Source organism: Pedobacter foliorum (assembly GCF_013266735.1).
Taxonomy (GTDB): domain Bacteria; phylum Bacteroidota; class Bacteroidia; order Sphingobacteriales; family Sphingobacteriaceae; genus Pedobacter; species Pedobacter foliorum.
Window position 1 is genome coordinate 1 of the sequence record NZ_JABSNU010000003.1, and the last position, 25,581, is coordinate 25,581.

The following is a 25,581-nucleotide window of genomic DNA, read 5'->3' on the forward strand; positions in this document are numbered from 1 at the left end:
TTTGTACACTTCAAGAAATATTCAAAGAAAAAAGGCATAGTAAGGAAATACTCAGGACGGATCTCACAACAAACAAAAAAGGAAGCCGTATCATCTTTTGATTAATGATACGGCTTCTTTTTTTGTTTAAGCACCCGTCATCCTGAATTTATTTCAGGACCTCGCACTAGTTGGGAGGAATAGCGCTTGAGAGGTCCTGAAATAAATTCAGGATGACGAACGCCCTTAAACGAGCGCACATAACGTGTGTGCTTGACGCACCGCACATCACAGCGCCCGCCTTACAAATTGACTTTTGTCAACTCAAAGTCAACAAACATTACCTCAATAAAAATAGCCATAAATTAATCAATCGATTGATTAATTTTGCTGTCACAATTTGATTACATGGAAAAAGCAGATAAGAGATCGAACATTTTAGAAGCAGCTTCAAAGCTGTTCTCGGAATTAGGATATGAAGGAGCCTCAACCCGTCAGATTGCGAAAGAGGCAGGCGCAAATATGGCTATGATTAACTACTATTTTGGCTCAAAAGAAGGCGTATTCGTTGAAATGATGAATATGCGGATACAAGGATTCAAAGAAGAGCTGAATAGCATTAGCAAAGACAAACTATCCGGCATGGAAAAGCTATTAAAAGTTGTCGATGGCTATGCCACCCGCATCCTTTGCAATCACGCTTTTCATAAAATGATGCACAGAGAGCTTTCTTTATCGCAAAGACCTGAAATGTTTATCACCATAAAAAATGCAATGGCCGAAAACCTTTTGGTCATTCAACATATTATAGAAGACGGAATTGAAGATGGAAGCTTCAGAAAAGTAGACGTTAAAATGCTAATTGCCACCGTTATGGGCACCATCAGTTATGTAGCCATCTCCCCTTCTAAAATAACCTCAGGAACGACACTTGACATCAACAACAAAGAAGACAGAAAAGTTATTACCGACCGCTTGATTACCCATTTGAAAGACCTCATCACCATTTATCTAACACCCCAACAATGATACACAACACCATTAAACTAAGTTTTGTGGCATTTCTATTTCCCGGAATGCTGTATGCACAAAACATAAAAAAGCTAAGCCTACAGGAGGCAATTGAGCTAGGCATAACCAACAGCAAGAATTTAAAGCTCTCGCAGAGTAAAATTGATGAGGCTGTTGCTAAGCTCGAATCAGTTAAAGACAACGCATTACCCACTGCCACAACTTCATTTTTATACAGCCACGCAGAAATCCCTACCAATAAATTGAGCCTGGGTAGCGCAGATCCAATTCACTTACCAAATAGAGCAGATGCCTTTGTAGGTACAGCGGCAGTAGAACAGATAGTATACGGAGGTGGTAAATTGAAATATGCAGAAGCATCTACAAAATTGCTTACTGATGTTGCTCGCTTAGATGCTGACAAAAACAGGGAAGAAGTGAGCTATGCGGTGATAAACACCTATTATTCTTTATTTAAGGTTTTGCAAAGCAAAAAGGTTGTTGCCCAGAACCTGGAATCTATTGCCGGACAATTAAAGCAATCGCAACGCTTTTTTGAGCAGGGTATAGTTACTAAAAACGACGTTTTAAGGTTCCAATTGCAACAAGCGAACGTTTCGCTAACCGAAATGGAGATTGAAAACAACAGGAAAGTAATTAATTACAACCTTGATATTTTATTGGGACTTGATGAAGCCACAGATATTGAAATTGCCGATCCTGATAATGCATTAAAAACGGTTTCGCCATTATCATCCTATATGGATTTAGCCTTATCTAATCGTCAGGAGTTAAAACAGGTCGATTTACAAAACAAGGTTGCCGACATAAACATCAAATCTATCCAGGCCAGTACAATGCCTACAGTTGGTGTTGGTGCTAACTTGTATTACATCAATCCAAGCGGCAAATTTATTCCTCCTACCAACCAATACATCGTTCCGATGACCCTTGGAGCTAATATTTCATGGAACATTGGAAGCTTATGGACTACCAAGAATAAGGTAACTGAAGCCAGGATTCAACAGAAAAATGTAGATATCCAAAAGGGTATTTTATCAGATCAGGTTAAAACTGAGATCAACAAAAACTATCAGGATTACCAATTGACTTTAAGCAAAATTAAAGTGCTTGAAACTTCAATTGCTCAGGCTACTGAAAACGACAACTTATTGGCTTCGAAATATAAAAACAATGTTGCCTCTGCTATAGACCGTATTGATGCTGAAACCTTATTGTATCAAGCTAAAATCAATTTAGAACTGGCCAAAGCAGATGCCGGACTTGCCTACTACACATTATTAAAATCAACAGGAAAAATCTCCCAATAACTACCATAACAAATTACAGCAATGACAACTGAAAAGAAAAAGAAAAACAAAGTTATACCAATCATATTAGGGGTATTAATTGTAATTGGAGCCATATTTGGCACCAAAGAGTATATTTATTACAGCAAACACGTAGATACGGATGATGCGCAGATTGACGGCGATATTAGCCCGGTGGTTGCTCGTGTTGGGGGATATGTAAAGGAGATTAAATTTGAAGAAAACACCCCTGTAAAAGAAGGTGATGTTCTGGTAACGCTTGATGATAGCGATTACAAAGTGAAGCTGGAACAAGCTATGGCAGGACAAAAAGGTGCAAGTGCAGGCGTTGGTGTTTCGGAGTCGCAAATTGCTGCTACTGCCGCCAATACAAGTACTGCAAAGGCGAATATTGAAGCTGCTAAAGTTAAGTTGTCATTAGCTCAGAAAGATTACGAGCGATATGCAAACCTGATTAAAGATGGCTCGATTACACAACAGCAATTTGACCAGGCTAAGGCACAAAAAGAATCGGCCCAGGCTGCTTTTACTGCTGCAAACGACCAATACAATGCCGCAGTTAAGCAAGTTGGAACTACTCAATCGCAATTAATTGTAAGCAATACCGGAGTTACTCAACATCAGTCGGAAGTAGATTTTGCTAAATTACAGCTGTCATACACCGACATAAAAGCGCCTGCAACGGGAATCGTTTCTAAAAAGAATGTTCAAAAAGGACAGTTGGTACAAGCTGGCCAGTCGTTGTTTTCTATTGTAAATGACAACAGCATTTATGTTACTGCAAATTTTAAAGAAACTCAGCTTGAGGACATCAAACCGGGATTAAAAGTTAAAGTAGAAGTTGATGCTTATCCTGGTGCTGAAGTTGAAGGTGAGGTTTACAACTTTGCTCCTATTACCGGTGCAAAAGGATCGTTATTGCCTCCTGATAATGCTACAGGTAACTTTGTAAAAGTAGTACAACGTGTTCCGGTAAAAATAAAAATCACGAAAGCACCTAAAGATATTATGGAAAGATTACGTCCTGGTATGAGTGTTAAGGTTTCTGTTTCTATAAAAGACTAAAAATGGCCGAGAAAGGTTTAAAAAAGTGGATAATAACCTTTACAGTGATCACAGCTTCGCTATTGGAGCTGATTGATACCACTATTGTAAACGTTGCTATACCCCAAATACAAGGTAACCTGGGCGCCACCCTTGAGGATGTTGCCTGGTTATCCACCGGCTATGCCGTGGCCAACGTAATCGTACTACCTATGTCGGGATGGCTTGGTAGTAGATTTGGCCGAAAAAACTATTTCCTGTTCTCTATCATCCTATTTACCATCGCATCTTTCCTTTGTGGAAATGCAACCAACCTCGAAGAGCTGATCATGTTCCGTATATTACAGGGACTAGCCGGAGGGGGCTTAATTTCGACTGCTCAGGCCATATTAATTGAAACCTGGCCTCGTGAAGATGTTGGTATTGCTACTGCCTTATTTGGCCTTGGTGCCGTTGTAGGGCCAACCGTAGGGCCAACAATTGGTGGGTATTTATTGGAGATCAGTTCATGGCCTTTAATTTTTTACGTAAACATTCCCGTCGGGATTCTGGCAGCCTACTGTACGTACATGTTTGTGCGAGAGACGCCTAAGGACGGAAAAGGGATGCCTGTAGACTGGTGGGGTATTGCATTACTTGCAATTGCTGTTGGAAGTTTACAGACCGTACTTGAAAAAGGCGAAAGTGAAGATTGGTTTGCCACCCCTTACATTACAGGACTTGCAATTACATCTGTACTTGGTTTGCTGCTGTTTATTTGGAGAGAATTGAGTACTGACCACCCTATTGTGAACTTTAAGATTATGCGCCACAGGAGTTTCTCTGTAGGTATGTTTACCTCGTTCATTTTAGGTTTCGGGCTTTATGGATCCGTTTTCGTGTTCCCTGTATTTTGTCAGAATTTGCTAGGCTTTTCAGCCTTGCAAACCGGAGAATTGCTATTCCCGGGTGGTTTATGTACCATCGTAATGATGCCATTTATTGGGATATTCCTTAAAAAAGGTATTCCAGCACAGTTTATGGCTACCATTGGGATGTTCCTGTTCTTCGTATTCTGTTCAATGCTGAGCAAATCGACACTGCAATCGGGAACTAACGACTTCTTCCTACCGTTGATGATAAGAGGTGTGGGTATGGCTTTATTGTTTGTTCCGCTAACCACTTTGGCCATCCAGGATTTAAAAGGTGCTGAGATAGGACAAGGTTCAGGTTTGAACAACATGATGAGACAACTTGGAGGTTCTTTTGGTATCGCTGCATTAACTACTTTGATACATGTTCGCCAAGGTTTTCACCGCAGTAATTTACTAGTAAATATTAATGAATATAACCCTGCATTTACCGATCGTTTTAATGGCTTTATAAAGAATTTTATGGCCAAGGGATATAACTATTTAGACGCAAAATCTTTGGCTATAAAAGCCATCGAAGGAACGCTTACCAAACAGTCATTATTGCTTACCTATAGTGACGCATATTGGGTGGCCGGTTTGATACTTTTGTGCTCGATTCCGCTGTTGTATCTTCAGAAGTTCAAAAAGAATGTTGAAGTTCCGGCAGATTTACATTAAACAAAATAGCCGTTAAGAAAATCTTAACGGCTATTTTACCCCAAAAAATTAACAATTAAATTGCTTGATTTATTGCGTTTCCGCACTCAAATCAGCACATAAGTTTAAAAGGATTTGTTTAACCTCTATGGTACTAAGTTAGTTTTTTTTGGAAAAAAATCAAAATTAAATTAATAGCACTTTTGGGTCTTTTTTTTGAATCATTTTTGGTAGCTTAAGCGCGAAAAAATACCCTTTAAATATGATGCAGAAACAACGCGCAAAAGGTCAGAGAGAATCAGTATTTAACAACGAAGTAGTATCCCGTTTTGAACTCTACAATAGCCTTTTCCTTACCCTTCCTTTTTACAAAATTAAAGACACCGGCACCCTGTTGCCGCTGTTTATAAAATACTGTGAAGATGGTGTAAATAACCATGAAACTCCGGCGGAAATTATCAATGCTTTTTTTAAGAAGTACACGCAAAATAACGGAGCCAAGGACGTGATTGATCTTCTGTTCAGATTTATCCAATACATAGAGCGCCAGGTGGTATTATTTGATGCTGTTGAAGATGCATCTTTTAATAAACTTAACGCTTCTGATGAGCATAACGCTTTGCTAGCTTATCTAAAAAAAGGAATTGACGACAGTTCTTTAAATCAGAAAATAGAAAAACTGATTGAAGAATTCTCTTTAAGATTGGTATTAACCGCACACCCTACTCAGTTTTATCCTGGTAGCGTATTGTCGATCATTACAGACCTTACCGCAGCCATTAAGATAAACGACATCACCAGCATCCACCTTTTACTTCAGCAATTAGGTAAAACACCGTTTTTCAATAAAAAATCGCCAACCCCGGTTGATGAGGCACTGAGCTTGGCGTGGTATCTTGAAAACGTGTTCTATTTTGCAGCTGCAAACATCCAATCGGAAATAGACAAAAGCTTAAATGATTACAACCTGGAGTCTAAAAAGATTATAGAATTAGGTTTTTGGCCAGGTGGCGATAGAGATGGTAACCCGAATGTACATACTGAATCGACTGTACAGGTATCAAAAATGCTTCGTCAGATCTTGTTCAGATGCTACTACCGCGACTTTAGAAACCTAAAGAGACGCATCACCTTTAGAGGTGTTGACGAGCCTATTTCAGTAGTTCATGACATCTTGTACAAAAATGCTTTCGATCCGAATATCGAAATGGAGAACATTTCGGACTTTTTGATTGAACACCTGAATAAAATTAAAAATACGCTTATTGATAGCCACGACGGCCTCTTTGCTGATATTGTTTCTGACCTGATTCGTAAGGTTGAGCTTTACGGTAGCCACTTTGCTTCTCTTGACATCAGACAAGATAGCCGAGTTTTAAGGGACGTTCATGCTTATTGCAGACAAAGCAAACCGATCAATTCTATGTTCCCTGAGAACTATGATAGCTTATCGGAAGAAGATAAAATTAAAGCCCTGACCTTTAAAAGCGCCAGAGTTTCGCATAGCGACAAGGCTGATTCATTGGTTCAGGACACCTTGCAAACCATTACTGAGGTTAAGCAAATACAAAAAAGCAACGGAGAACTTGCTTGTCACCGTTTCATCATCAGTAACTGCCAGCAAGCGAGCGATATTTTACAGTTAATGGAGCTTTTCTTATGGAATGGATGGGAACAAGACAATCTTTCTATCGATTTTGTTCCACTATTTGAAACTGTACATGACCTTGCAGATGCTGCTGCAATTATGGAAACTTTGTATGCTCATCCGGTTTACAAGAAACATTTACAGAAAAGGGGCAACAAGCAAGATATTATGCTTGGTTTCTCTGACAGTACAAAAGACGGTGGTTATTTAATGGCAAACTGGTCAATTTTTAACGCCAAAGTTGCTTTAACAGAAACAGCAAACAAACACAATATTCAACTTGCATTTTTTGATGGCCGCGGTGGTCCACCATCAAGAGGTGGAGGTAAAACGCACCGTTTCTATGCCTCAATGGGTAAAGAAATTGCGAACAAAAACATTCAGCTAACCATTCAGGGACAAACAATCAGTTCTCAGTATGGCTCTATTGACAGTGCTGAATTTAACATTGAACAATTGATAAACGCAGGTATATCGGCAGGCGTTAAAGAAAGACATAACATTTTATTAGACCCTGTTCATAAAAACCTATTGGATTTAATGGCACAGGAAAGCTACGAGTCGTTTGTTGCACTACGTAAACATCCATTGTTTTTAAGCTATTTGGAGAAATTCTCTCCGCTTACTTTGTTGTCGAAAATTACCATTAGCAGCAGACCCGTTAAGAGAAATGCTGGTGGCGCATTAAAGCTGGAAGACTTAAGAGCGATTAGCTTTGTTACGGCATGGAGTCAGCTTAAACAGAACATTCCAGGGTTTTATGGTATGGGTACGGCATTGAAAAGTCAGGAGCTAGCAGGGAACTGGGATAAGGTTGTTAAAACCTATCAGGAATCGGGTTACTTTAAAACAATCATTGACAACTGTATGATGTCGATGAGTAAATCAGATTTTGCGGTTACTGCTCACTTTATAAACGACAAAGAGTACGGTGCTTTCTGGAAGATTCTATTTGATGAATTTATGCTTTCTAAGGAGATGCTTTTAAAGTTAGCTGGTCATGAGACATTAATGGAGAATTATCCTGTAGAGAAGCGTTCTATTGCCGTTAGAGAGAAGATTGTATTGCCATTGGTACTTATCCAGCATTATGCGTTAGAGCAGCTACAAAACGAGCTAACAGAAGAAGAGAAACAAGCGTATGAGAAGCTTGCCATTAGAACTGTGTATGGCATTGTAAATGCAGGGCGTAATTTGGCGTAAAAGCTTAAGCAATAAAAAAGGGGATCACGTTGAGATCCCCTTTTTTATTATGTTGCTAAATTAATGCCTATCTGTCAATAGATCCCATTACCTTCTGTCCAAATGCATTTAATGCATCTTTCTCAGCCGCTCCTGCTTGTACGTTCGCATGAACCTCAAGCGCTCCGCAGATATTGGTAATCATCTCTCCTGCTACATCAATTTCTTCCTCACTTACCCCTCTGAATTCACAAAAAGCTTCTAAAACAGTTAAAGTTGCTTCAAGATTTTCTGGAGTACTATTTTGGAATAGCTGTCTTATAACCGGAATTTTCATTACTTTATTTTATTAAATAATTCATTTAATACTTCTGCTTTGTTCGTTTGAACCTGCTCTACCAAAACGCCACCTTCAAAGGCTGCAAAGGTTGGTAGATTGTCCACTGTTGCCAGTTTGCGTGAATCCGGAAGTTTTTCGGCATCCACAATCAAGAAAGCAACATCTTCGTTTTCAGCAGCTAGTTTCTTAAACTTCGGCTTCATGATTCGACAGTTACCGCACCAAGATGCAGCGTACTGAACCATTACTTTCTTGTTTTCAGCAACATATTGTTGAAGATTATCTTCTGTTAATTCTAAAAACATAATTTTTATTTATTGATTAGTTAGCGCTTAAGTACTCAGCTACGCCAGTTCTGTTTGCATTCATTGCTTCTTTACCTTCTTCCCAGTTTGCAGGACAAACTTCGCCATGTTTCTGAACGTGAGCATAAGCATCAATTAAGCGTAAATATTCTTTAACGTTTCTACCTACTGGCATATCGTTAACGCTTTCGTGGAATACTTTACCAGTTTCGTCGATTAAGTAAGTTGCTCTGTAAGTAACGTTTGAACCAGTGAATGACTCATTTCCTTCTTCATCATATTCAACTTCTTGCTCAACAATACCTAAGATGTTAGATAAATGTCTGTGAGTATCAGCTAAAATCGGGTAAGTTACACCTTCGATACCGCCGTTATCTTTTGGAGTGTTTAACCATGCGAAGTGAACTTCGTTTGTATCGCATGATGCACCAATTACAATTGTGTTTCTTTTTTCAAAGTCAGGTAACGCTGCTTGAAAAGCGTGTAATTCTGTTGGACAAACAAAAGTAAAATCTTTTGGATACCAGAATAATAAAACCTTTTTTCCTTTGCTTACTGCTTCTTCAAATACATTGATCTTTAAATCGTCACCCATTTCTGACATCGCATCGATACTAACACTTGGGAATTTTTTTCCTACTATAGCCATAATTATAATTTGTATTTATTGTTCTTTTTTGATGGTGCAAAGGTAAGGCTATCGCGACTCAAAAACAACCATATTCAAGATATAACAGATACTTAATCTTGATAGGCACATAGACACAATCTATAACTCAGAATAAAAAATTAGTTTTTATCTATTTTATGTTTTTACCTCAATACCCTTCCGGATTTATCGATATTAACCCCAAAAGGCTTTAAATAATCATTTACCAGAACAGCAAATTCTCTGCGCGTAATGTTACGCTTTGGATCGTACTCAGTTTTAACCTTATATACTTTACTCCAATTCTTCTTAATCTCGTCTTCTGTATTTTTAGGCGATTTACCGCCCACATAACAAACAAGGCTCAGGGTAGACCCAAGGGTCATTTGAGTCTCTTTATTATCATCAAACCAGATCTGCGCTTTATAGTAATACTCCTTAATTGGCTCCTTTATTTCTGCGGTTGAAACCAATTGTTCTGGTTTGAAATTAGCGACTCCATTTACAATATCCGCTTTCAGAAAACCAGAAAGCCCAAGGAACTGAATGGATTTCCAGTTGGAATCTGTTGGCTTAATGTCTGCAAATGGCATAGGTGATAACTGGTACCTAATTAATTCTCCCTGGATCTCTTTTAAAGGCGCCTGAGAAATTTTTGTTTTGAAAAAGGCAGCATAAGCGGCCAAAGCACCCGCAGCTTGTCCCGTGATGACGCTTTCCGTTTGTGGGTTTAGTACCACAAGATTCTCCTGGTTCGGAATAAGCAAATCACTTACAAAGAGGAGGTTTGAAGAAACGTTTTGGACTTGTTGCCCTGCAGCAATACTTGTTCTATACAGGTTGTTATCGTAAGTAAGCGCATGCCAGGGTTTGTTTACGTTTTGCACCATTATGGCTTCATTAACCTTTCCTGACCTGTCTGCATTTATTAAAGCGGTAGCTTTCACCGTCCTGCCATCACTTAGCTGAACACTCCAACCACTGCCTGATCTCTTTAGCTTTAACCAGCTTGCATTCTTTATTATGGTTAAATTTTTAAGGGTATCTGTCCATGACTTTATGGCTAAACTGACTTTAGCTTTATCACCAAATGCCTTTTCCTGAACCTCTTTACTTTGATCTGAAACCTTTAACCTCTTGATCAGGTCGGCTTCTACTCCGGAAGATAAATTTCCACTTGGTAGTGTTGCCTCAAAGTCTTGCCCGGGTAGCAATAGAACTGTTTTTGCACCGGAAACACTGGATTGAATACTTGCCCCTACCGCATTACTTCCATCACCAATAATCAAAACGCCGGTCTTGATGGTTTGGGCATTCCCCAATTGAAGAAATAATATAGTAGCGAGTGCAGTAAAAAATCCCCTTTTCATTTTGTATATTTATTTTACATGTGCAATATCCCTTAAATGAATCTATTTTCAATACAATAGCACTTAAGGATAATTAATTTAACCTATTTTAACAATTTTAGGCCGGTTTGGCAAGCTAACATGACTCAAACTATAAACTCTGTTTTTAATGCCCAGCAAGCGCATAAATATACGCTTAGGACAAGCAATGCCGCACAAAGAATTAATAAATTAAAAGCATTAAAGCGCGGTATAGAAAAGCACGAAACTGAGGTTTATGCGGCATTACAACAGGATTTGCGCAAAAGTCAGTTTGAAGCTGCCGTTACCGAATTGATATTTACTTACGCTGAAATTGATTTTGCAATTAAGCATCTGGGAAAATGGATGAGGCCAAGGCATGTCGGCAAAACAATAACTAACCTTTTCGCGAAAAACAGACTTTACTATGAGCCAAAGGGCGTTTGCCTGATCATTTCGCCATGGAATTACCCTTTTCAATTGCTAATGGCGCCTTTAATATCGGCAATTGCCGCCGGAAATTGCGCCATATTAAAGCCGTCAGAGCTTAGTCCTGCAGCCAGTGCAATTATTGCTCGGATCATTACCGAATGCTTTGAAGATCAGGAAATTTGCTGCTTTGAAGGGGATGCATCGGTTTCTACAGCGCTGCTGGAGCTGCCTTTTGATCATATTTTCTTTACCGGGAGTACTGCCATCGGAAAAGTAGTAATGGAAGCCGCAGCAAAAAACCTAACCTCGGTAACATTGGAATTGGGAGGCAAATCGCCAACCATAATTGACACGACTGCCAACTTAAAGAATGCAGCAGAAAAGATTGTATGGGGGAAATTAATGAATGCCGGACAAACCTGTATCGCTCCTGACTATGTTTTTATTCCCGAAGCGCTGCAAACAGAGTTTATCGGGCATTACAAAGACCATGTAAACAAGATGTTCTGCAATGGAAACAATACCATCGACCATTCGGTTTACGCCAAAATCATAAACGACAGGCATTTTAAAAGACTGACAGAACTAATTGCAGATGCAACAAATAAAGGTGCTAATGTGGCCTTAGGTGGTGAAACCGACGAAGGGAATCAAACGATTAACCCTACGCTTCTTACGGGGCTAAAGGATGATTCGAGCATCATGAACGAAGAAATTTTTGGTCCGGTATTGCCAATCATCACTTATAAAACCTTAGACGAAGTAATTGATCGCATCAATAAAAAAAGCAAGCCATTGGCTTTGTATATTTTTAGTGACAGCAAAGAGAACATCAGCAAAATTATAGCAAATACCAGCGCAGGAGGCACTTGTGTTAACGATGTATTAATCCATATCTCAAACCCTAAACTTCCTTTTGGCGGTGTAAATGGAAGTGGTATGGGAAATTGCCATGGAGAATTTGGCTTTAAGTCATTTAGCCATGAAAGAGCCGTTGTTTTTCAATCTAAACTGGATATGACCGGAATGATTTACCCTCCTTATCATGGTAAGGATTGGGTATTAAAGTGGCTGAAAAAGCTAATGTAGCTAGCCTACTTTAACAGAAGTCATTGTTAATGAGCCACCAACAGCTTTATCATTGAATAAGGAAATTTCCTCGTTATCATTTTTTAGGCCTAAGGTGTACATTAAAGGCAGGTAATGCTCTGGAGTAGGGATGGCAAGCATCGCCTCTTTACCCAACGATTGATAGTTCATTAATGGCTGATGTTCGTTGTTTAATATCAGGCTTTTAAACTTGTCGTTCATTTGTAAAGCCCAATCGTAGCCTCCGCCATTGATCATTGCCCAACTCATCATCCTAAGATTATGCACCATATTTCCGCTTCCAAGAATTAAAACGCCTTTTTTTCTTAAGAGTTGTAATTCTTTGGCTAGTTCATAGTGATAGCGGGCGTCTTTGGTATAATCGATACTCAATTGCAGTACCGGAATGTTTGCCTCTGGGTACATGTGCCTTACAACTGTCCATGCGCCATGGTCGAGCCCCCAATCGTGATCTAAACCTACGTGAGTGCTATGTATAAGTCCAGCTGCTTCAGTAGCCAGCTCCGGATTTCCAGGTGCCGGATAATTGACGTCAAAAAGCTCTTGAGGAAACCCTCCAAAATCATGAATGGTTTTAGGGAAATCCATCGCGGTAATGTGCGTGCCTTTGGTAAACCAATGGGCAGAAACTACCAGCACAGCGGTTGGAAGTGGTATATTTTGAGCCATAGAGGCCCATTTAGCACTAAACTCATTGTCCTCAATCCCATTCATTGGAGATCCATGACCTACAAATAGAACAGGCATAAGGTTTTCCTGAATTGACAATCCACTTGTGAATGTTTTGAATTGAGATAAGTTTGTCATGATGATTAAGAATTAAACAGCTGGCCTGATTAATGCGAGTGCATTAACCAGGCCGGCTATAATTAACTATTTAGCCTGAACAAATTCCAGGTTCAAGCCTATTTTAACGTCTTTACCAACACCCATTCCAGTTGGATCATATTTGATGTTATAATCTAAACGATTGATGGTTGTGGTTGCAGAAAAACCAGCTTTGGTATTTCCTTGCTGATCTTTAGCCGTTCCGCCATATACAACACTGAACTTTACATCTTTAGTTACATCACGGATTGTTAATTTTCCGCTCAACTCATAGTTGTTACCTTTCAATTTTTTAAATGAAGTGCTTTCGAAAGTCATGTATGGAAAAGTTTCAGCATTAAAAAAATCATCTGATTTTAAGTGCTTATCGCGAGGCTCAACACTAGTAGAAATGCTATTTACATCAACAGAAAAGCTGATTTTAGCATCTGTTAAATCCGCTTTAGCAGCTGTAACAGCACCATCAAATTTTTTGAATGATCCATCTACAAAAGAGATTCCCATGTGTTTTACCGAGAAATTCACAAATGAATGCATTGGATCTACTGTCCACTTTGTTTGTGCGAAAGACGCAACACTGATTGAAATTGCAACCAGGAATAAAAATACCTTTTTCATAATTTTTTTGAGTTATTAATTTTACAAAACTACATCCCTTTGGCTGAACCACTCTTGATGTATGATAAGAAAGGTAATGAATAAAATTGAAATGAAGCTCATATCAATAAAGCCATTTTTAACTTACCTTAGCTCCAAAAACGTATTAATATTAATGAACAGAATTCTTACCTTGCTACTGTGTTTAGGTGCTTTAACTGCCTTTGCGGCAAAGCCAAAACATCAATACATAAAGATTAAAACAGATATGGGCGAATGCATAATTATGCTTTACAATGAAACGCCTCAACACCGCGACAACATGATATCTCTGGTTAAAAAAGGCGTTTATGAGGGCACTTTGTTTCATCGGATTATTAAAGATTTCATGATTCAAGGTGGCGATCCCGATTCAAAAACTGCAAAACAGGGAGATTTGCTTGGGGAAGGAACCGTTGGTTACACCGTTCCTGCTGAGTTTAGAGATAGTTTATTTCACAAAAAGGGTGCATTAGGGGCTGCAAGAGATAATAATCCAGAAAAAGCTTCTAGCGGTTCTCAATTCTACATTGTGCAGGGTAAAAAATTTACTGATCAGGAGTTGGATGCTTTAGAAGCAAATCGTCTTAATTTTAAAATACCGGTTTGGCAAAGAGAAATCTATAAAACTTTAGGTGGCACTCCTCACTTAGACAGAAACTACACCGTTTTTGGAGAGGTAGTTCAAGGTTTAGATATGGTAGATAAAATTGCCGCTGTGGCTAAAGATTCTAATGATCGACCCGTTGCCGATGTGAAGATGACAGTTTCAGTTTTAAAAAGACGCGCAGCAAAAAGGCTAGAAAAACAATTAGCCAAACCGATTAAAAACGAGTCATTTACAATTAATTAATTCAGTACCAATATATATTTTATGAAGATTATCTCTTACAATGTTAACGGCATTCGCTCTGCATCAACTAAAAACTTTTTTGGCTGGTTGCAGTCAACTGATGCCGATATGGTTTGCTTGCAGGAAGTTAAAGCATTGCCTTCGCAGATTCCGGAGATCCTGGTTCTAATTGAGCAATTGGGGTATCACCATTACTGGTTTCCGGCAGAGAAAAAAGGCTATAGCGGAGTTGCCATCTTAACTAAAATAAAGCCAAACCACGTTGAGTATGGTTGCGGAGAAGAATGGATAGACAAAGAAGGCCGCATTTTGAGGGCTGATTTTGACGATTTCTCTTTAATGAGCCTCTACATGCCATCAGGATCAAGTGGAGACGACAGACAGGTTAAAAAGTATGAGTTCATGCGTTTCTTCGACACATATATCGGTGAACTACGCAAAGAGCATCCTAATTTGATAATTTCTGGGGATTATAACATTTGCCATACTGCCATTGATATCCATAACCCGAAATCAAATGCGAACTCTTCAGGCTTCTTACCAGAAGAACGCGAATGGATGGAGTTGTTTTTAAATAATGGATTCATTGATACTTTTAGGCACTTCAATAAGGATCCTCATCATTACACATGGTGGAGTTTCAGGGCAAATTCAAGAGCAAAGAACCTTGGGTGGCGTATTGATTACCACTTAGCAACTCAACCTCTTTTGAATAAGCTGAACAGCGTCAGCATACTTCCTGACGCTGTTCATTCAGACCATTGTCCTGTTTTATTGGAACTAAATCCATAATCTATGTCGGCCCTCTTAATAACAGATATTGGCTCGCTTGTTGGCACTCACCCTAAAAACATTTCTGTTTTAAAGGGCAGTAGCATGAATACCTTGCCTGCAATAAACAATGCCTGGATATTATGTGAGGATGGATTAATAGCCGATTTTGGCAGTATGGATAACCTTCCGACCAACTTACCTACATCATTAACCTCCATTTCTGCTAAGGGAGGTTATGTTTTCCCCTCTTGGTGCGACTCACATACGCATATTGTGTTTGCAGCGTCCAGAGAGGAAGAATTTGTAATGAAGATTCAAGGCAAAAGCTATGAAGAAATAGCCGCCGCAGGGGGAGGTATTTTGAATTCTGCTCGGAAACTTCAAAACGAAACCGAGGATCATCTGTTTGAAAGCGCTTCCATGCGCTTAAAAGACATGATTAAGCAAGGAACCGGTGCTGTTGAAATTAAGAGCGGCTATGGCTTAACCTTAGACAGTGAATTAAAAATGCTTAGGGTTATTAGGCGACTTAAAGAGGCTTTTAAAATTCCAATTAAAGCGTCATTCCTTGCCGCGCATACTTACCCCGAAGATTATAAAAATGACCATAACAGCTACATTAAGCTCATTATAGACAAAATGCTTCCTAAAATAGCAGATGAAGGGTTAGCTGATTATATTGATGTTTTTTGCGAAAAGGGCTTTTTCTCAGTTGATGAGACTGAGAAATTGTTAGAAGTGGGAGCAAAATATGGCCTGCCTCCTAAAATACATGCGAATCAATTATCCATTTCGGGCGCCGTTCAGGTGGGCGTAAAACACCATGCTATCTCGGTGGATCACCTAGAGGTTACGGATGAAGATGTGGTTCGCAGCATAAGCAGTAGCAATACAATCGCGACACTACTCCCATCCTGCTCTTTGTACCTTGGTATTCCCTTTGCAAATGCCCGTGGACTAATCAATGCTGATATCCCTGTTGCTTTAGCCTCAGATTTTAACCCCGGCTCTACTCCATCAGGGAACATGAATTTCGTAGTTTCTTTAGGCTGTATTAAATTAAAGATGCTGCCAGAAGAAGCAATTAATGCGGCTACTTTAAATGGTGCTGCAGCAATGCAACTATCCGAAACTGTAGGAAGCATTGCCGTTGGAAAAAGGGCGAATCTGTTCATCACTAGACCAATGAGTTCTTTAGCTTACCTGCCCTATAGTTTTGGGCAGTCTCAAATAGAAAAAGTAGTTTTAAACGGAGAAATATGCTAATGGATGGTCTAAGGATTTACAGCAAAAACGATGTTCTAAAGCTTGTTAATGTTAGAACCGGAGAAACAAAGCTAGGCGAACGTGTGGAGGTTATTTCTTCTTTAGAAGACCTTAATGCTTCGGGTGCCCGCTTTGTTCTGCTTGGAATTCCTGAGGATATTGGAGTAAGAGCTAATTACGGTCTGCCTGGGGCATCAACAGCCTGGAACCCTGCTCTAAAAGCATTCCTAAATACACAAAGTAACCGTTTCTTAGATGGATCAGAATTAATCGTACTAGGTCATTTTGATTTTACTGATCCCAAAAATGATAGCATTGATGGATTGCAGCAAAAAGTATCCGAAATAGATGAGGCAGTTTCTGCATGTATCGTTAAAATTGTATCAGCAGGTAAAATCCCTATTGTAATTGGAGGGGGGCACAATAATGCATACCCTATAATAAAGGCCCTCTCAATGGCTAAAAAGCAAGCAGTTGACATCATCAATATAGATGCCCATGCTGACTTAAGAGAGCCAAACGGCAGACATAGCGGCAACAGCTTCAGTTATGCCTTAAAAGATGGTTATATGTCCAAATACGGCATCTTTGGCCTACACCAGAGCTACAACAATGCGGCTATCCTAAAAGAAATAGAAGCAAATGAAAAAATACAGGCTGTCTTCTTTGACGACATTCTTCTTAAGGACTCGCTTTTAAGTGCCTGGGATCAACTAATAAATGATTTTGAGACTCCTGGCTTAGAAATCGATCTTGATAGCATAGAAAACGTCCTTTCCAGTGCAGCTACACCATCCGGGTTTAGCCTAAACGACATTAGAAGACTCATTTTAGGATCATCAAAACGGTTTGCTTATTTGCACATCTGCGAAGGGGCCGCTGAGATGGCTGACGGAAGAACAAGCTCCCTTACGGGTAAAAGCATTGCTTACTTAATCACTGATTTTCTGAAATCATATACTTTATGAGGCGTAATGCATAGATCCAATTGGATATCATGCTCATTAACATCCTCGATATTATCTGCAGGTTCAAAAAAAGAAATCCCAACTTTTAAAGTTGTTAATCCCTCTAAAAATCGGTCATAAAAGCCTTTTCCGTAGCCAACTCTGTAGCCTCGTTCATCAAATCCAAGCAAAGGAACAAGAACCATTTCAACATCCCCATTATGTAGCTCTGCTTTTTGAGGCTCAAGAATATTATACAAGTTTTTCTGTAGGTCTTCCCTACCGGAGTAAACATAGTTGCTCATTAAAGCCGTTTCAAAGTCTGCCTTTGGGACAATAATCTTAACATCAGGATGGTTGTTTCTGAGCCAATCAATGAAAAGAAATGTATCAGGTTCATTTTTCTCTGCAATAGGCAAAAAAACATGTATCGTCTTTACTCCTGAAAAATCCAGCTTAGAGAAATGAGATAACAATTGGAGGGAAAGTTTTGAGACAGCTGAGGAAGAGAGAAATTTTCTCTGGTTCAGTGCGATTTTTCTAAGTTCTGCCTTTTTCATCTCCTTTAGTTTGCATTTATTTCATCGAGACACCTCCTTTAAATAGCGGAAAATGCCTTCTCATTAAAAACAAAGATAAAAAAAGATGGCTTCGGGAACCACTCCGAAGCCACAATCAACCTAAACCTAAAACTAAACTATGAAAATTCTTATTTTACTCTTTCAACATAGTCACCAGTACGTGTATCAACCTTAACTTTATCGCCCTGATTGATAAACATTGGGACTTTTATTTCAACTCCTGTCTCTACAGTTGCATATTTTAATGCGTTTGTAGATGTATCGCCCTTAACTGCAGGCTCAGAGTATGTTATTTCTAATTCAACATGCGAAGGTGCTTGTGCCATAATTGGCTCTTCACTTTCAAATGCTACAATTACATTCGTTCCTTCTTTTAAAAAGCGAAGGCTTTTACCAAATAATGCCTTCGGTATGTTAAATTGCTCGTAAGTAGTATTATCCATTACTACTAGTGCCTCACCATCTTCATACAAATACTGGTAATCGCTGGTTTCAACACGGCAAATCTCAACATCCTCATCAACTCGGAACCTATATTCTACAAGTTTCCCTGTTTTTACGTTCCTCATTTTGGCTTGATAAAAAGCTCGTAAGTTACCTGGTGTACGGTGTAGAAACTCTTCCACTTGCACTAATTCTCCGTTAAAACGAAGGATATTACCACTTTTTACTTCTGATGCCTTTGCCATTTTATTATGAAATTTTGCCCATACCATCGGCTCTTTTTCGTGCCGCAAAGGTATAAACTATTTATTAATTCTACAATAGTAATTTAAAAATTTATTTTTATCGTTCTTTAACGCTCAAATCGACCGCTTTTAGCCTCTACACAAATATAATTTTTGTTATTTATAATCCGTGATTTGAACAAAATGGTTACAAAAAGAATATTCTGCTTCCTGATTAGAGCCTACAATTACAAGTCTGTTGTCTGTAAAACGCTCTATTAACTCATGATACCACGAAACCCCTTGCTTATCCAGATTTGAGGTGGGTTCATCCAATAAAAGTATCGGTGTTTCCGTGCAACAGGCTAGAACAAGCTTAGTTCTCTGTTTCATTCCTGAGGAGAAGTGCTTTAAAGCCTTGTCTTGCGATTTCTTTAGTCCAAGCAGCTCTAACACCATCCCTTCATCAAAATCCTTGTGAAGCTGCTTAAACTTGAAATGGAAATCTATAGTTTCCTGTAGTGTGAATTCTTCAATCAGATCTAAGTAAGGAGCGGCAAAACTAACATACTGATATATTTTTTCTACCGCTATACTCTTTTCTTGATCATAAGTAATAATACCTTCAGATGGAGATAAATTACCTAATATAACACTCAATAGAGTGGATTTTCCAGAACCATTTGGGCCTAAAATTGCGTATTTACCGCCAGAATTGAATTGATAGTTTATTCCTTTAAAAATCCACTCCTGGTTAAATCTTCGCCCAATGTCCTGTAAAGTAATTGTCATTGATGATCAATTAGCTCCCAGAGCCAAAGCCCTTCATCACGCCTCTATTAGAGTTTCTGATAAAATCTACAATTTCGTCGCGGATTTCTGTAGGCTTAAATTCTGCTTCAATCATATCTAACGCCTTTGTAACGTTATTATGTTTCACAAATAATACCCTGTAAATCTCCTGTATTTCATTAATCTTTTCAGAAGAGAAACCTCTTCTTCTTAAACCAACAGAGTTAATACCTGCATACGAAAGCGGCTCTCTTGCCGCCTTAACGTAAGGAGGAACATCTTTTCTTACCAATGAACCACCGGTAACAAAGGCATGAGCGCCCACTTTTACAAATTGATGAATAGCTACCAATCCTGCTAACACAACATAATTACCAATTGTGATGTGGCCTGCAAGGGTTGTACTGTTCGAAAAAATGCAATAATCCCCAACTTCGCAGTCATGGGCAATATGTGAATACGCCTGTATAAGACAGTTACTGCCTATTACAGTCTTCCATTTATCTTTTGTTCCTCTGTTAATAGTAACACACTCTCTGATTGTGGTATTATCTCCAATTTCAGCTGTAGTTACCTCTCCTGCAAACTTTAAATCCTGAGGGACTCCGGAGATCACAGAGCCAGGGAAAACCCGGCAATTCTTTCCAATACGAGCGCCATCCATGATGACAACGTTAGATCCGATCCAGGTTCCTTCACCGATCTCAACATCCTTATGTATTACTGCAAAAGGTTCAATTACCACATTGTCGGCAATTTTTGCCTGTGGGTGTATATACGCTAGGGGTTGTATCATGCTACGGGTTCGCTATCTTTTACTTTTACAATTTGTGCCATCATCTCTGCTTCCACAACTACTTTGCCTCCAACCATTCCGACGCCTTTCATCTGGGCAATTCCCCTTCTGATAGGCTCCATCAAATCGCATCTGAAAACAATAGTATCGCCTGGCGATACCTGAGCCCTAAAGCGGACGTTATCTATTTTTAAGAACAAAGTAAGGTAATTTCTTGGATCTGGAACTGTACTCAATACCAAAATACCTCCAGTTTGAGCCATTGCCTCAATCTGAATTACACCTGGAAAAACTGGTGCTCCAGGGAAATGTCCTTTAAAAAACTCTTCGTTCATTGTTACATTCTTAACACCAACTACGTGTGTTTTAGAAAGTTCCAATATTTTATCGATAAACAAAAAGGGTTGTCTATGTGGTAAAATATCCATAATCTGAACCACATCATAAAGTGGCTTTACCGATGGATCATAAACATGCTGTACCTTTTTATTTTTTTCTTTTTTGATTGCTGCCTTGATCTTTTTAGCAAATGCAACATTTGCTGCGTGACCAGGACGAGCTGCCATAATATGACCTTTCAAGTGTACCCCAACAAGCGCTAAATCACCAATCATATCTAATAATTTATGTCTGGCAGGCTCGTTTTGATACCTTAATTCCATGTTATTTAATATCCCTTGCGGAGCAACTTCAATCGCTTTTCTGTTAAATATCGTAGCTAAATGGTCCAGTTCTTCTTTCGTAACTTCCTTATCTACAATAACAATAGCATTATTTAAATCACCACCTTTAATCAGGTTGTTTTGCAATTGATATTCAAGTTCATGCAAGAAACAGAAGGTTCTGCATGACGCAATTTCCTTTTTAAATTCAGCAATACTTGAAATGCCAGCGTGCTGACTTCCCAATACCGGTGAATTATAATCGATCATACAGGTAAACCTATAATCATCAAGAGGCATTGCAACAATCTCTACCTTTCTATCAGGCTCAGCATAAGTAATGTTGTGTGGTATTTGGAAATACTCACGATCTACTTCCTGTTGCTGTATTCCTGCGGCTTCAAGTGCATCCAAAAACAGAATTGCACTACCATCCATAATTGGTGTTTCAGGACCGTCCACTTTCATAAGGACGTTATCCAGATCCATACCAACAAGCGAGGCCATAACGTGCTCAACGGTACTTACACTAGCCCCATTCTGAGAAATAGTTGTTCCTCTGGCTGTGTCAGTAACATTATCACAATCTGCATCAACGATTGGGCTTCCGGGTAAATCAATTCTTTGGAATTTAAATCCATGATTTTCAGGCGCCGGACAAAAAGTTAATGTAACATTTGCTCCAGTATGCAGGCCTACCCCTTTTACGGAAACTTCGTTTTTTATGGTCTTTTGTTTAACGTTCATTATTATCTTGTATTGTACTTTTTTGTTCAATTAAGGCTCTTAATTGCGAAATAGTTGTTTCTAAAGCTGCAATTCTTTTTTCGACAGAAGGCAGCTGTTTAAATATTACAGATGCACGCATCCAGTCTCTTAATGGTTGAGCAGGACTGCCGTGCCATTGTTTATTCTCTTCCGTTGTGCTAAAATTAATTCCAGCCTGAGCGCCTATCTGCGTCCCTTTTGCCAGAGAAAGATGCCCTGCGATACCAACCTGGCCACCAACTACCGACTTTTCGCCGAGTTTAGTACTTCCAGAAATACCGGTTTGTGCAGCTACAACACTATGCTCACCAACATCAACGTTGTGCGCAATTTGAATTAGATTGTCAAGCTTAACCCCTTTTCTTATAAAAGTTGAGCCCATTGTTGCCCTATCTATTGTTGTATTGGCGCCAATTTCTACATCATCTTCAATAACAACATTACCAATTTGGGCAATTTTTGAATATGTTCCGTCTGGTTGTGGAGCAAATCCAAAGCCATCACTTCCTACTACTGTATTCGCGTGTATAAAAACGCGATCACCAATAACAGTTCTATTATAAATCTTTACCCCAGGAAAAATAGTACATCCGGTTCCAATTTTGGTATCCGGGCCTACATAAACCTGAGCTAATATTTTCGAATTATCTCCTATTTCAACGTTCTCTGCGATATAAGAAAAAGCAGCAACAAAAACATTCTTGCCTAGTTTTGCGGTAGGATGAACGAAAGAAGGCTGCTCAATTCCTGAAGAATCACCCAACTGACTAATTACCTCATTATATCGATCTAACAGGACAGAAAATGCACTATAGGGATCTGCAACCTTAATCAAGGTACTTTTCACTGCCTGTGATGGCAAGAAATCTTGACTAACAATGACTACAGAAGCATTGGTAGAATATAAATAATTCTCGTATTTAGGATTAGACAAAAAGCACAAAGATCCAGGCTTACCATCTTCTATTTTAGAAAGCTCTTCGACTTTTGCATTTTCGTCGCCCTCAATGGTGCCATTTATAAATTCGCTTATCTGCTTGGCAGTAAATTGCATTTTACAAAGTTATATGTTAAATTGATATGAACAAATAAACCTATTTAGGTTATTATAATTCCTTCTTAGATTTAAGAAACTAAAAACGGGATTAAAAATTAATTATTTTGTTAAAGTATGCTAAATTATCCTTGGATAGCATAATATGTGCTTTTTCACTGTTTTGTCTAAAGATTCTAAGTTAGATAAATCTGATGCTTTTGCAATATCAATTATGATATTGTTTTTCAGTAGTATATTAATATTGCTGTGTCCTGCATCATAAGCCCTGTTTCTCACTACGTCTGTAAAGACAAAATAGGACACTTCATCCTCAGTAAGCTTTAAAAATTCTGCAGTGTTTTCCTTAAGTACATCTACTCTGGACTGATCAGGAGCATCATTTGTAATCTCTACTTTATAGAGATTCCTATTGGTAAGCATTTTACATAACTGTGCCAATATCCTGTCAGGATGGTCGCGCCAAACTTTTATTGAAGCAAATATATCCTGATCGTCAAGCTTAGTAAACATGGATAAATGAATGTCTGCAGAAAAGAAATCCTCTTCAGTAACATCATTTTTTAAAAAATGCTGAAGGGCTGGAGTAGCAAAAAGAGTTTCTCCTTTTACTGCCAGTTCCTTTGCGCGTTTCAGAATTTTAACCAGCACCATCTCTCCCGCAATAACAGTTTTATGCAAATAAACCTGCCAATACATCAGTCTTCTGGATATCAAGAAATTCTCAATAGAATAAATACCCTTTTCCTCAATTACCAGATTATCATCCAGCACATTAAACATCTTAATAATGCGGTCAAAACTAATTACTCCTTCGCTTACTCCTGTAAAGAAGCTGTCTCTGTTCAGATAATCCATTCTATCCAGATCTAACTGACCAGAAACAAGTTGAGCAAGAAAGTTCTTATGGTATTTACCTTTAAAAATATTAATTGCGGGGGTTAACCGGCCATCAAACTCAGCATTCAGCTTCTCCATAATTAACATGGAAATATCTTCATGCTTTATTCCATGAACCAGCGAATATTCGAGTGCATGTGAAAAAGGACCATGTCCGATGTCATGTAGTAAGATTGCAATTGTGGCAGCCTCTTCTTCTTCCCTGTTAATCTCATGCCCCTTGCTTCTCAGAATTTCAATAGCCAATCCCATCAGATGCATTGCTCCTAAAGCATGGTGAAAACGGGTGTGTAATGCCCCCGGATATACCAAATGGGTCATTCCCAATTGCTTTATATACCTCAACCTTTGAAAATACGGATGAGATATCAGATCAAATACTATTTCTGAAGGAATGTTTATGAATCCATATACCGGATCATTTATTATTTTCTTTTTGTTCAATCCTTAAAAATAAATTATACGGTACAAAAATTGCTATTTTTATCCATAGTAAGAAAGACACGCTCTCTTTTTGACAAATTAAATTCACATTATAGAAATACGATAATGCAGGAAACCAAGATTCTATGGGCCGACGATGAGATAAACTTATTAAAACCACATATATTACTTTTAAACGAAAAGGGATACCACGTTACTACTTATACCAATGGTAATGATGCTCTTGAAGCATTTGGTAAAGAACACTTTGACCTTGTTTTTCTTGATGAAAACATGCCCGGAATGAGTGGTCTTGAAACGCTTACGGCAATCAAAAATATTAGAAACGATGTCCCTGTTGTACTAATTACCAAAAGTGAAGAAGAAAACTTAATGGAGGACGCCATTGGATCTAAAATAGATGATTACCTTATTAAGCCGGTTAACCCTAAGCAGGTTTTGTTGACCATAAAAAAAATAATAGACAACAAGCGCCTGGTAAGCGAGAGGACATCCATGGCCTATCAACAAGACTTCAGACGTTTGGGCATGACATTGAATGACAAACTGAGCTATGATGAATGGGTAGATGTTTATAAAAAACTAGTATTCTGGGAGCTTGAGCTGGAAAAACTTGATGACCCACAGATGCATGAAATTCTAACCATGCAAAAGTCAGAGGCCAACATGCAGTTCTCAAAATTCATCGAAGATCATTATCTGGGTTGGGTTAACGGAAAAGGTAAAGCTCCGTTGTTATCAAATGAGCTCTTAAAGAAAAAAGTGTTCCCTTTGCTAAGCAACAATGTTCCGGTCTTTTTTATCCTTATTGATAACTTACGTTATGATCAATGGAGAATTATCAATCCCCTAATTACTGAGCACTTCCGTTTGGATGAAGAGGATACCTATTCGAGTATATTGCCTACAGCAACCCAATATGCACGTAATTCTATATTTTCAGGCTTAATGCCTTTAGAGATGGAAAAACGTTTCCCTGGTTTATGGCAAAACGACGACGATGAGGGCGGAAAAAACATGCACGAAGGTGCCTTCTTAGCTGACCAGATTAAACGCAGTCTACGCAAAGACTGTAAGTTCAGCTATAACAAAATACTAACTTATGATGACGGAAAAGCATTAAATGAGCAGGTTAACAACTTGCTTCAAAACGAGTTTAACGCCATTGTATATAACTTTGTCGATATGCTATCACATGCCCGTACAGACATGCAGATGATTCGTGAGTTAGCTAACGACGACGCCGCTTACAGGTCATTAACCTTGTCATGGTTTGAGCATTCACCACTAATGGATCTTTTGAAAAAAATAGCTCAGAAGAACGTTAAGGTCGTCATTACAACAGATCACGGTACCATTAGGGTAAAGCACCCAAGCAAAGTTATTGGCGATAGAAACACCAATACAAACCTTCGCTACAAACAAGGGCGTAATCTTAACTTCAATGCAAAAGAGGTTTTTCTAATTAAAAACCCTCATGAAGCTCAATTACCAAAAATCAACATCAGTTCAAATTATATCTTTGCTAAAGAAGACCGTTATTTTGTTTACCAGAACAACTATAACCAGTTTGTAAACTATTATAATGAAACCTTCCAACACGGAGGTATTTCTTTAGAAGAGATGATCATACCAATTGCCACATACAGTTCAAAATAACA

Annotated in this window: 24 protein-coding genes; 11 read left to right on the top strand and 13 right to left on the bottom strand. The window is 38.7% G+C overall.

Annotated features, from left to right (window positions below):
• Positions 1-387: 387 nt before the first annotated feature.
• The 5 genes from HQN83_RS06755 to HQN83_RS06775 all read left to right on the top strand — a co-directional run bounded on the left by HQN83_RS06755 (position 388) and on the right by HQN83_RS06775 (position 7,766).
• Positions 388-1,008 carry a TetR/AcrR family transcriptional regulator gene (locus tag HQN83_RS06755; RefSeq protein WP_173089590.1) on the top strand — a complete coding sequence of 207 codons (621 nt, stop codon included), beginning with the start codon at positions 388-390 and terminating at the stop codon, positions 1,006-1,008.
• Positions 1,005-2,321, top strand: coding sequence for a TolC family protein (locus HQN83_RS06760; protein ID WP_173089591.1), 1,317 nt, complete (start codon positions 1,005-1,007; stop codon positions 2,319-2,321). Before HQN83_RS06755 ends, HQN83_RS06760 begins: the two co-directional genes overlap by 4 nt.
• Before the next feature lie 21 nt (positions 2,322-2,342).
• Positions 2,343-3,386, top strand: a complete 1,044-nt coding sequence (locus HQN83_RS06765) for an HlyD family secretion protein (RefSeq protein WP_173089592.1) — start codon at positions 2,343-2,345, stop codon at positions 3,384-3,386.
• A gap of 2 nt (positions 3,387-3,388) precedes the next feature.
• Entirely contained in the window at positions 3,389-4,936 is a 1,548-nt protein-coding gene (locus HQN83_RS06770; RefSeq protein WP_173089593.1) for a DHA2 family efflux MFS transporter permease subunit, read from the top strand.
• Between the two features lie 241 nt (positions 4,937-5,177).
• Positions 5,178-7,766: a phosphoenolpyruvate carboxylase gene (locus HQN83_RS06775; RefSeq protein ID WP_173089594.1), complete on the top strand. Its 2,589-nt coding sequence runs from the start codon at positions 5,178-5,180 to the stop codon at positions 7,764-7,766.
• 67 nt (positions 7,767-7,833) lie between these two features.
• Here the strand turns inward: HQN83_RS06775 and HQN83_RS06780 are convergent, their stop codons facing one another.
• The 4 genes from HQN83_RS06780 to HQN83_RS06795 form a co-directional block, all read right to left on the bottom strand.
• A complete protein-coding gene (locus tag HQN83_RS06780; protein WP_173089595.1) occupies positions 7,834-8,082 on the bottom strand; it encodes a DUF6952 family protein in 249 nt (82 codons plus the stop codon).
• Positions 8,082-8,390 carry a thioredoxin family protein gene (locus tag HQN83_RS06785; protein ID WP_173089596.1) on the bottom strand — a complete coding sequence of 103 codons (309 nt, stop codon included), beginning with the start codon at positions 8,388-8,390 and terminating at the stop codon, positions 8,082-8,084. The genes HQN83_RS06780 and HQN83_RS06785 overlap by 1 nt, the downstream gene beginning before the upstream one ends.
• A gap of 16 nt (positions 8,391-8,406) precedes the next feature.
• Positions 8,407-9,039 carry a peroxiredoxin gene (locus HQN83_RS06790; protein WP_173089597.1) on the bottom strand — a complete coding sequence of 211 codons (633 nt, stop codon included), beginning with the start codon at positions 9,037-9,039 and terminating at the stop codon, positions 8,407-8,409.
• Positions 9,040-9,203: 164 nt separating this feature from the next.
• Complete coding sequence (locus HQN83_RS06795; RefSeq protein ID WP_173089598.1) at positions 9,204-10,409, bottom strand: hypothetical protein; 1,206 nt, start codon at positions 10,407-10,409, stop codon at positions 9,204-9,206.
• Positions 10,410-10,529: 120 nt separating this feature from the next.
• On the opposite strand from HQN83_RS06795, the gene HQN83_RS06800 reads away from it, so the two are divergent.
• Positions 10,530-11,930 (top strand): aldehyde dehydrogenase family protein, encoded by a 1,401-nt coding sequence (locus HQN83_RS06800; RefSeq protein WP_173089599.1) that lies wholly within the window; start codon positions 10,530-10,532, stop codon positions 11,928-11,930.
• Here HQN83_RS06800 and ygiD read toward each other — a convergent pair whose 3' ends face one another.
• Together ygiD and HQN83_RS06810 are read right to left on the bottom strand one after the other, a co-directional pair.
• Positions 11,931-12,758 carry a 4,5-DOPA-extradiol-dioxygenase gene (ygiD, locus tag HQN83_RS06805; RefSeq protein ID WP_173089600.1) on the bottom strand — a complete coding sequence of 276 codons (828 nt, stop codon included), beginning with the start codon at positions 12,756-12,758 and terminating at the stop codon, positions 11,931-11,933. It lies immediately after the preceding gene.
• Positions 12,759-12,824: 66 nt separating this feature from the next.
• Positions 12,825-13,397 (bottom strand): YceI family protein, encoded by a 573-nt coding sequence (locus tag HQN83_RS06810; protein WP_173089601.1) that lies wholly within the window; start codon positions 13,395-13,397, stop codon positions 12,825-12,827.
• Between the two features lie 154 nt (positions 13,398-13,551).
• Between HQN83_RS06810 and HQN83_RS06815 the strand changes: the two genes are divergently transcribed.
• From HQN83_RS06815 to HQN83_RS06830, 4 genes are read left to right on the top strand one after another with little or no spacing between them, the layout of a single operon-like run.
• The gene (locus tag HQN83_RS06815) at positions 13,552-14,268 is read left to right on the top strand and encodes a peptidylprolyl isomerase (protein WP_173089602.1); all 717 of its coding nucleotides are present in this window, start codon (positions 13,552-13,554) and stop codon (positions 14,266-14,268) included.
• A gap of 21 nt (positions 14,269-14,289) precedes the next feature.
• Positions 14,290-15,060: an exodeoxyribonuclease III gene (locus HQN83_RS06820; protein ID WP_173089603.1), complete on the top strand. Its 771-nt coding sequence runs from the start codon at positions 14,290-14,292 to the stop codon at positions 15,058-15,060.
• Between the two features lie 3 nt (positions 15,061-15,063).
• Positions 15,064-16,308 (top strand): imidazolonepropionase, encoded by a 1,245-nt coding sequence (gene hutI, locus HQN83_RS06825; protein WP_173089604.1) that lies wholly within the window; start codon positions 15,064-15,066, stop codon positions 16,306-16,308.
• Entirely contained in the window at positions 16,302-17,276 is a 975-nt protein-coding gene (locus HQN83_RS06830) for a formimidoylglutamase (protein WP_246254349.1), read from the top strand. The genes hutI and HQN83_RS06830 overlap by 7 nt, the downstream gene beginning before the upstream one ends.
• Here HQN83_RS06830 and HQN83_RS06835 read toward each other — a convergent pair.
• The 7 genes from HQN83_RS06835 to HQN83_RS06865 form a co-directional block, all read right to left on the bottom strand.
• On the bottom strand, positions 17,237-17,815 hold the full coding sequence (locus HQN83_RS06835; RefSeq protein ID WP_173089605.1) for a 5-formyltetrahydrofolate cyclo-ligase: 579 nt from the start codon (positions 17,813-17,815) through the stop codon (positions 17,237-17,239). The genes HQN83_RS06830 and HQN83_RS06835 overlap by 40 nt on opposite strands.
• 149 nt (positions 17,816-17,964) lie before the next feature.
• Complete coding sequence (efp, locus tag HQN83_RS06840; RefSeq protein ID WP_173089606.1) at positions 17,965-18,525, bottom strand: elongation factor P; 561 nt, start codon at positions 18,523-18,525, stop codon at positions 17,965-17,967.
• A 156-nt stretch (positions 18,526-18,681) separates the two neighbouring features.
• A complete protein-coding gene (locus tag HQN83_RS06845; RefSeq protein WP_173089607.1) occupies positions 18,682-19,296 on the bottom strand; it encodes an ABC transporter ATP-binding protein in 615 nt (204 codons plus the stop codon).
• Positions 19,297-19,306: 10 nt separating this feature from the next.
• On the bottom strand, positions 19,307-20,092 hold the full coding sequence (gene lpxA / locus HQN83_RS06850; RefSeq protein ID WP_048908154.1) for an acyl-ACP--UDP-N-acetylglucosamine O-acyltransferase: 786 nt from the start codon (positions 20,090-20,092) through the stop codon (positions 19,307-19,309).
• Positions 20,089-21,501, bottom strand: a complete 1,413-nt coding sequence (locus tag HQN83_RS06855; RefSeq protein ID WP_173089608.1) for a bifunctional UDP-3-O-[3-hydroxymyristoyl] N-acetylglucosamine deacetylase/3-hydroxyacyl-ACP dehydratase — start codon at positions 21,499-21,501, stop codon at positions 20,089-20,091. Before HQN83_RS06855 ends, lpxA begins: the two co-directional genes overlap by 4 nt.
• A complete protein-coding gene (gene lpxD / locus HQN83_RS06860) occupies positions 21,491-22,576 on the bottom strand; it encodes a UDP-3-O-(3-hydroxymyristoyl)glucosamine N-acyltransferase (protein ID WP_173089609.1) in 1,086 nt (361 codons plus the stop codon). The genes HQN83_RS06855 and lpxD overlap by 11 nt, the downstream gene beginning before the upstream one ends.
• Positions 22,577-22,696: 120 nt before the next feature.
• Positions 22,697-23,920 carry an HD domain-containing protein gene (locus tag HQN83_RS06865; protein ID WP_173089610.1) on the bottom strand — a complete coding sequence of 408 codons (1,224 nt, stop codon included), beginning with the start codon at positions 23,918-23,920 and terminating at the stop codon, positions 22,697-22,699.
• 105 nt (positions 23,921-24,025) lie between these two features.
• On the opposite strand from HQN83_RS06865, the gene porX reads away from it, so the two are divergent.
• The gene (gene porX / locus HQN83_RS06870; protein ID WP_173089611.1) at positions 24,026-25,579 is read left to right on the top strand and encodes a T9SS response regulator signal transducer PorX; all 1,554 of its coding nucleotides are present in this window, start codon (positions 24,026-24,028) and stop codon (positions 25,577-25,579) included.
• Positions 25,580-25,581 lie beyond the last annotated feature (2 nt).

What these genes read in the sequence shown, in the direction of transcription:
- HQN83_RS06765 (WP_173089592.1), top strand. Translation starts at nt 2,343, where the DNA reads ATGACAACTGAAAAGAAAAAGAAAAACAAAGTTATACCAATCATATTA.
- HQN83_RS06785 (WP_173089596.1), bottom strand. Translation starts at nt 8,390, where the DNA reads ATGTTTTTAGAATTAACAGAAGATAATCTTCAACAATATGTTGCTGAA.
- hutI (WP_173089604.1), top strand. Translation starts at nt 15,064, where the DNA reads ATGTCGGCCCTCTTAATAACAGATATTGGCTCGCTTGTTGGCACTCAC.
- HQN83_RS06820 (WP_173089603.1), top strand. Translation starts at nt 14,290, where the DNA reads ATGAAGATTATCTCTTACAATGTTAACGGCATTCGCTCTGCATCAACT.
- porX (WP_173089611.1), top strand. Translation starts at nt 24,026, where the DNA reads ATGCAGGAAACCAAGATTCTATGGGCCGACGATGAGATAAACTTATTA.
- lpxD (WP_173089609.1), bottom strand. Translation starts at nt 22,576, where the DNA reads ATGCAATTTACTGCCAAGCAGATAAGCGAATTTATAAATGGCACCATT.
- HQN83_RS06845 (WP_173089607.1), bottom strand. Translation starts at nt 19,296, where the DNA reads ATGACAATTACTTTACAGGACATTGGGCGAAGATTTAACCAGGAGTGG.
- HQN83_RS06815 (WP_173089602.1), top strand. Translation starts at nt 13,552, where the DNA reads ATGAACAGAATTCTTACCTTGCTACTGTGTTTAGGTGCTTTAACTGCC.
- HQN83_RS06800 (WP_173089599.1), top strand. Translation starts at nt 10,530, where the DNA reads ATGACTCAAACTATAAACTCTGTTTTTAATGCCCAGCAAGCGCATAAA.
- efp (WP_173089606.1), bottom strand. Translation starts at nt 18,525, where the DNA reads ATGGCAAAGGCATCAGAAGTAAAAAGTGGTAATATCCTTCGTTTTAAC.
- HQN83_RS06760 (WP_173089591.1), top strand. Translation starts at nt 1,005, where the DNA reads ATGATACACAACACCATTAAACTAAGTTTTGTGGCATTTCTATTTCCC.
- HQN83_RS06830 (WP_246254349.1), top strand. Translation starts at nt 16,302, where the DNA reads ATGCTAATGGATGGTCTAAGGATTTACAGCAAAAACGATGTTCTAAAG.
- ygiD (WP_173089600.1), bottom strand. Translation starts at nt 12,758, where the DNA reads ATGACAAACTTATCTCAATTCAAAACATTCACAAGTGGATTGTCAATT.
- HQN83_RS06775 (WP_173089594.1), top strand. Translation starts at nt 5,178, where the DNA reads ATGATGCAGAAACAACGCGCAAAAGGTCAGAGAGAATCAGTATTTAAC.
- HQN83_RS06835 (WP_173089605.1), bottom strand. Translation starts at nt 17,815, where the DNA reads ATGAAAAAGGCAGAACTTAGAAAAATCGCACTGAACCAGAGAAAATTT.
- HQN83_RS06810 (WP_173089601.1), bottom strand. Translation starts at nt 13,397, where the DNA reads ATGAAAAAGGTATTTTTATTCCTGGTTGCAATTTCAATCAGTGTTGCG.
- lpxA (WP_048908154.1), bottom strand. Translation starts at nt 20,092, where the DNA reads ATGATACAACCCCTAGCGTATATACACCCACAGGCAAAAATTGCCGAC.
- HQN83_RS06770 (WP_173089593.1), top strand. Translation starts at nt 3,389, where the DNA reads ATGGCCGAGAAAGGTTTAAAAAAGTGGATAATAACCTTTACAGTGATC.
- HQN83_RS06780 (WP_173089595.1), bottom strand. Translation starts at nt 8,082, where the DNA reads ATGAAAATTCCGGTTATAAGACAGCTATTCCAAAATAGTACTCCAGAA.
- HQN83_RS06790 (WP_173089597.1), bottom strand. Translation starts at nt 9,039, where the DNA reads ATGGCTATAGTAGGAAAAAAATTCCCAAGTGTTAGTATCGATGCGATG.
- HQN83_RS06855 (WP_173089608.1), bottom strand. Translation starts at nt 21,501, where the DNA reads ATGAACGTTAAACAAAAGACCATAAAAAACGAAGTTTCCGTAAAAGGG.
- HQN83_RS06755 (WP_173089590.1), top strand. Translation starts at nt 388, where the DNA reads ATGGAAAAAGCAGATAAGAGATCGAACATTTTAGAAGCAGCTTCAAAG.
- HQN83_RS06795 (WP_173089598.1), bottom strand. Translation starts at nt 10,409, where the DNA reads ATGAAAAGGGGATTTTTTACTGCACTCGCTACTATATTATTTCTTCAA.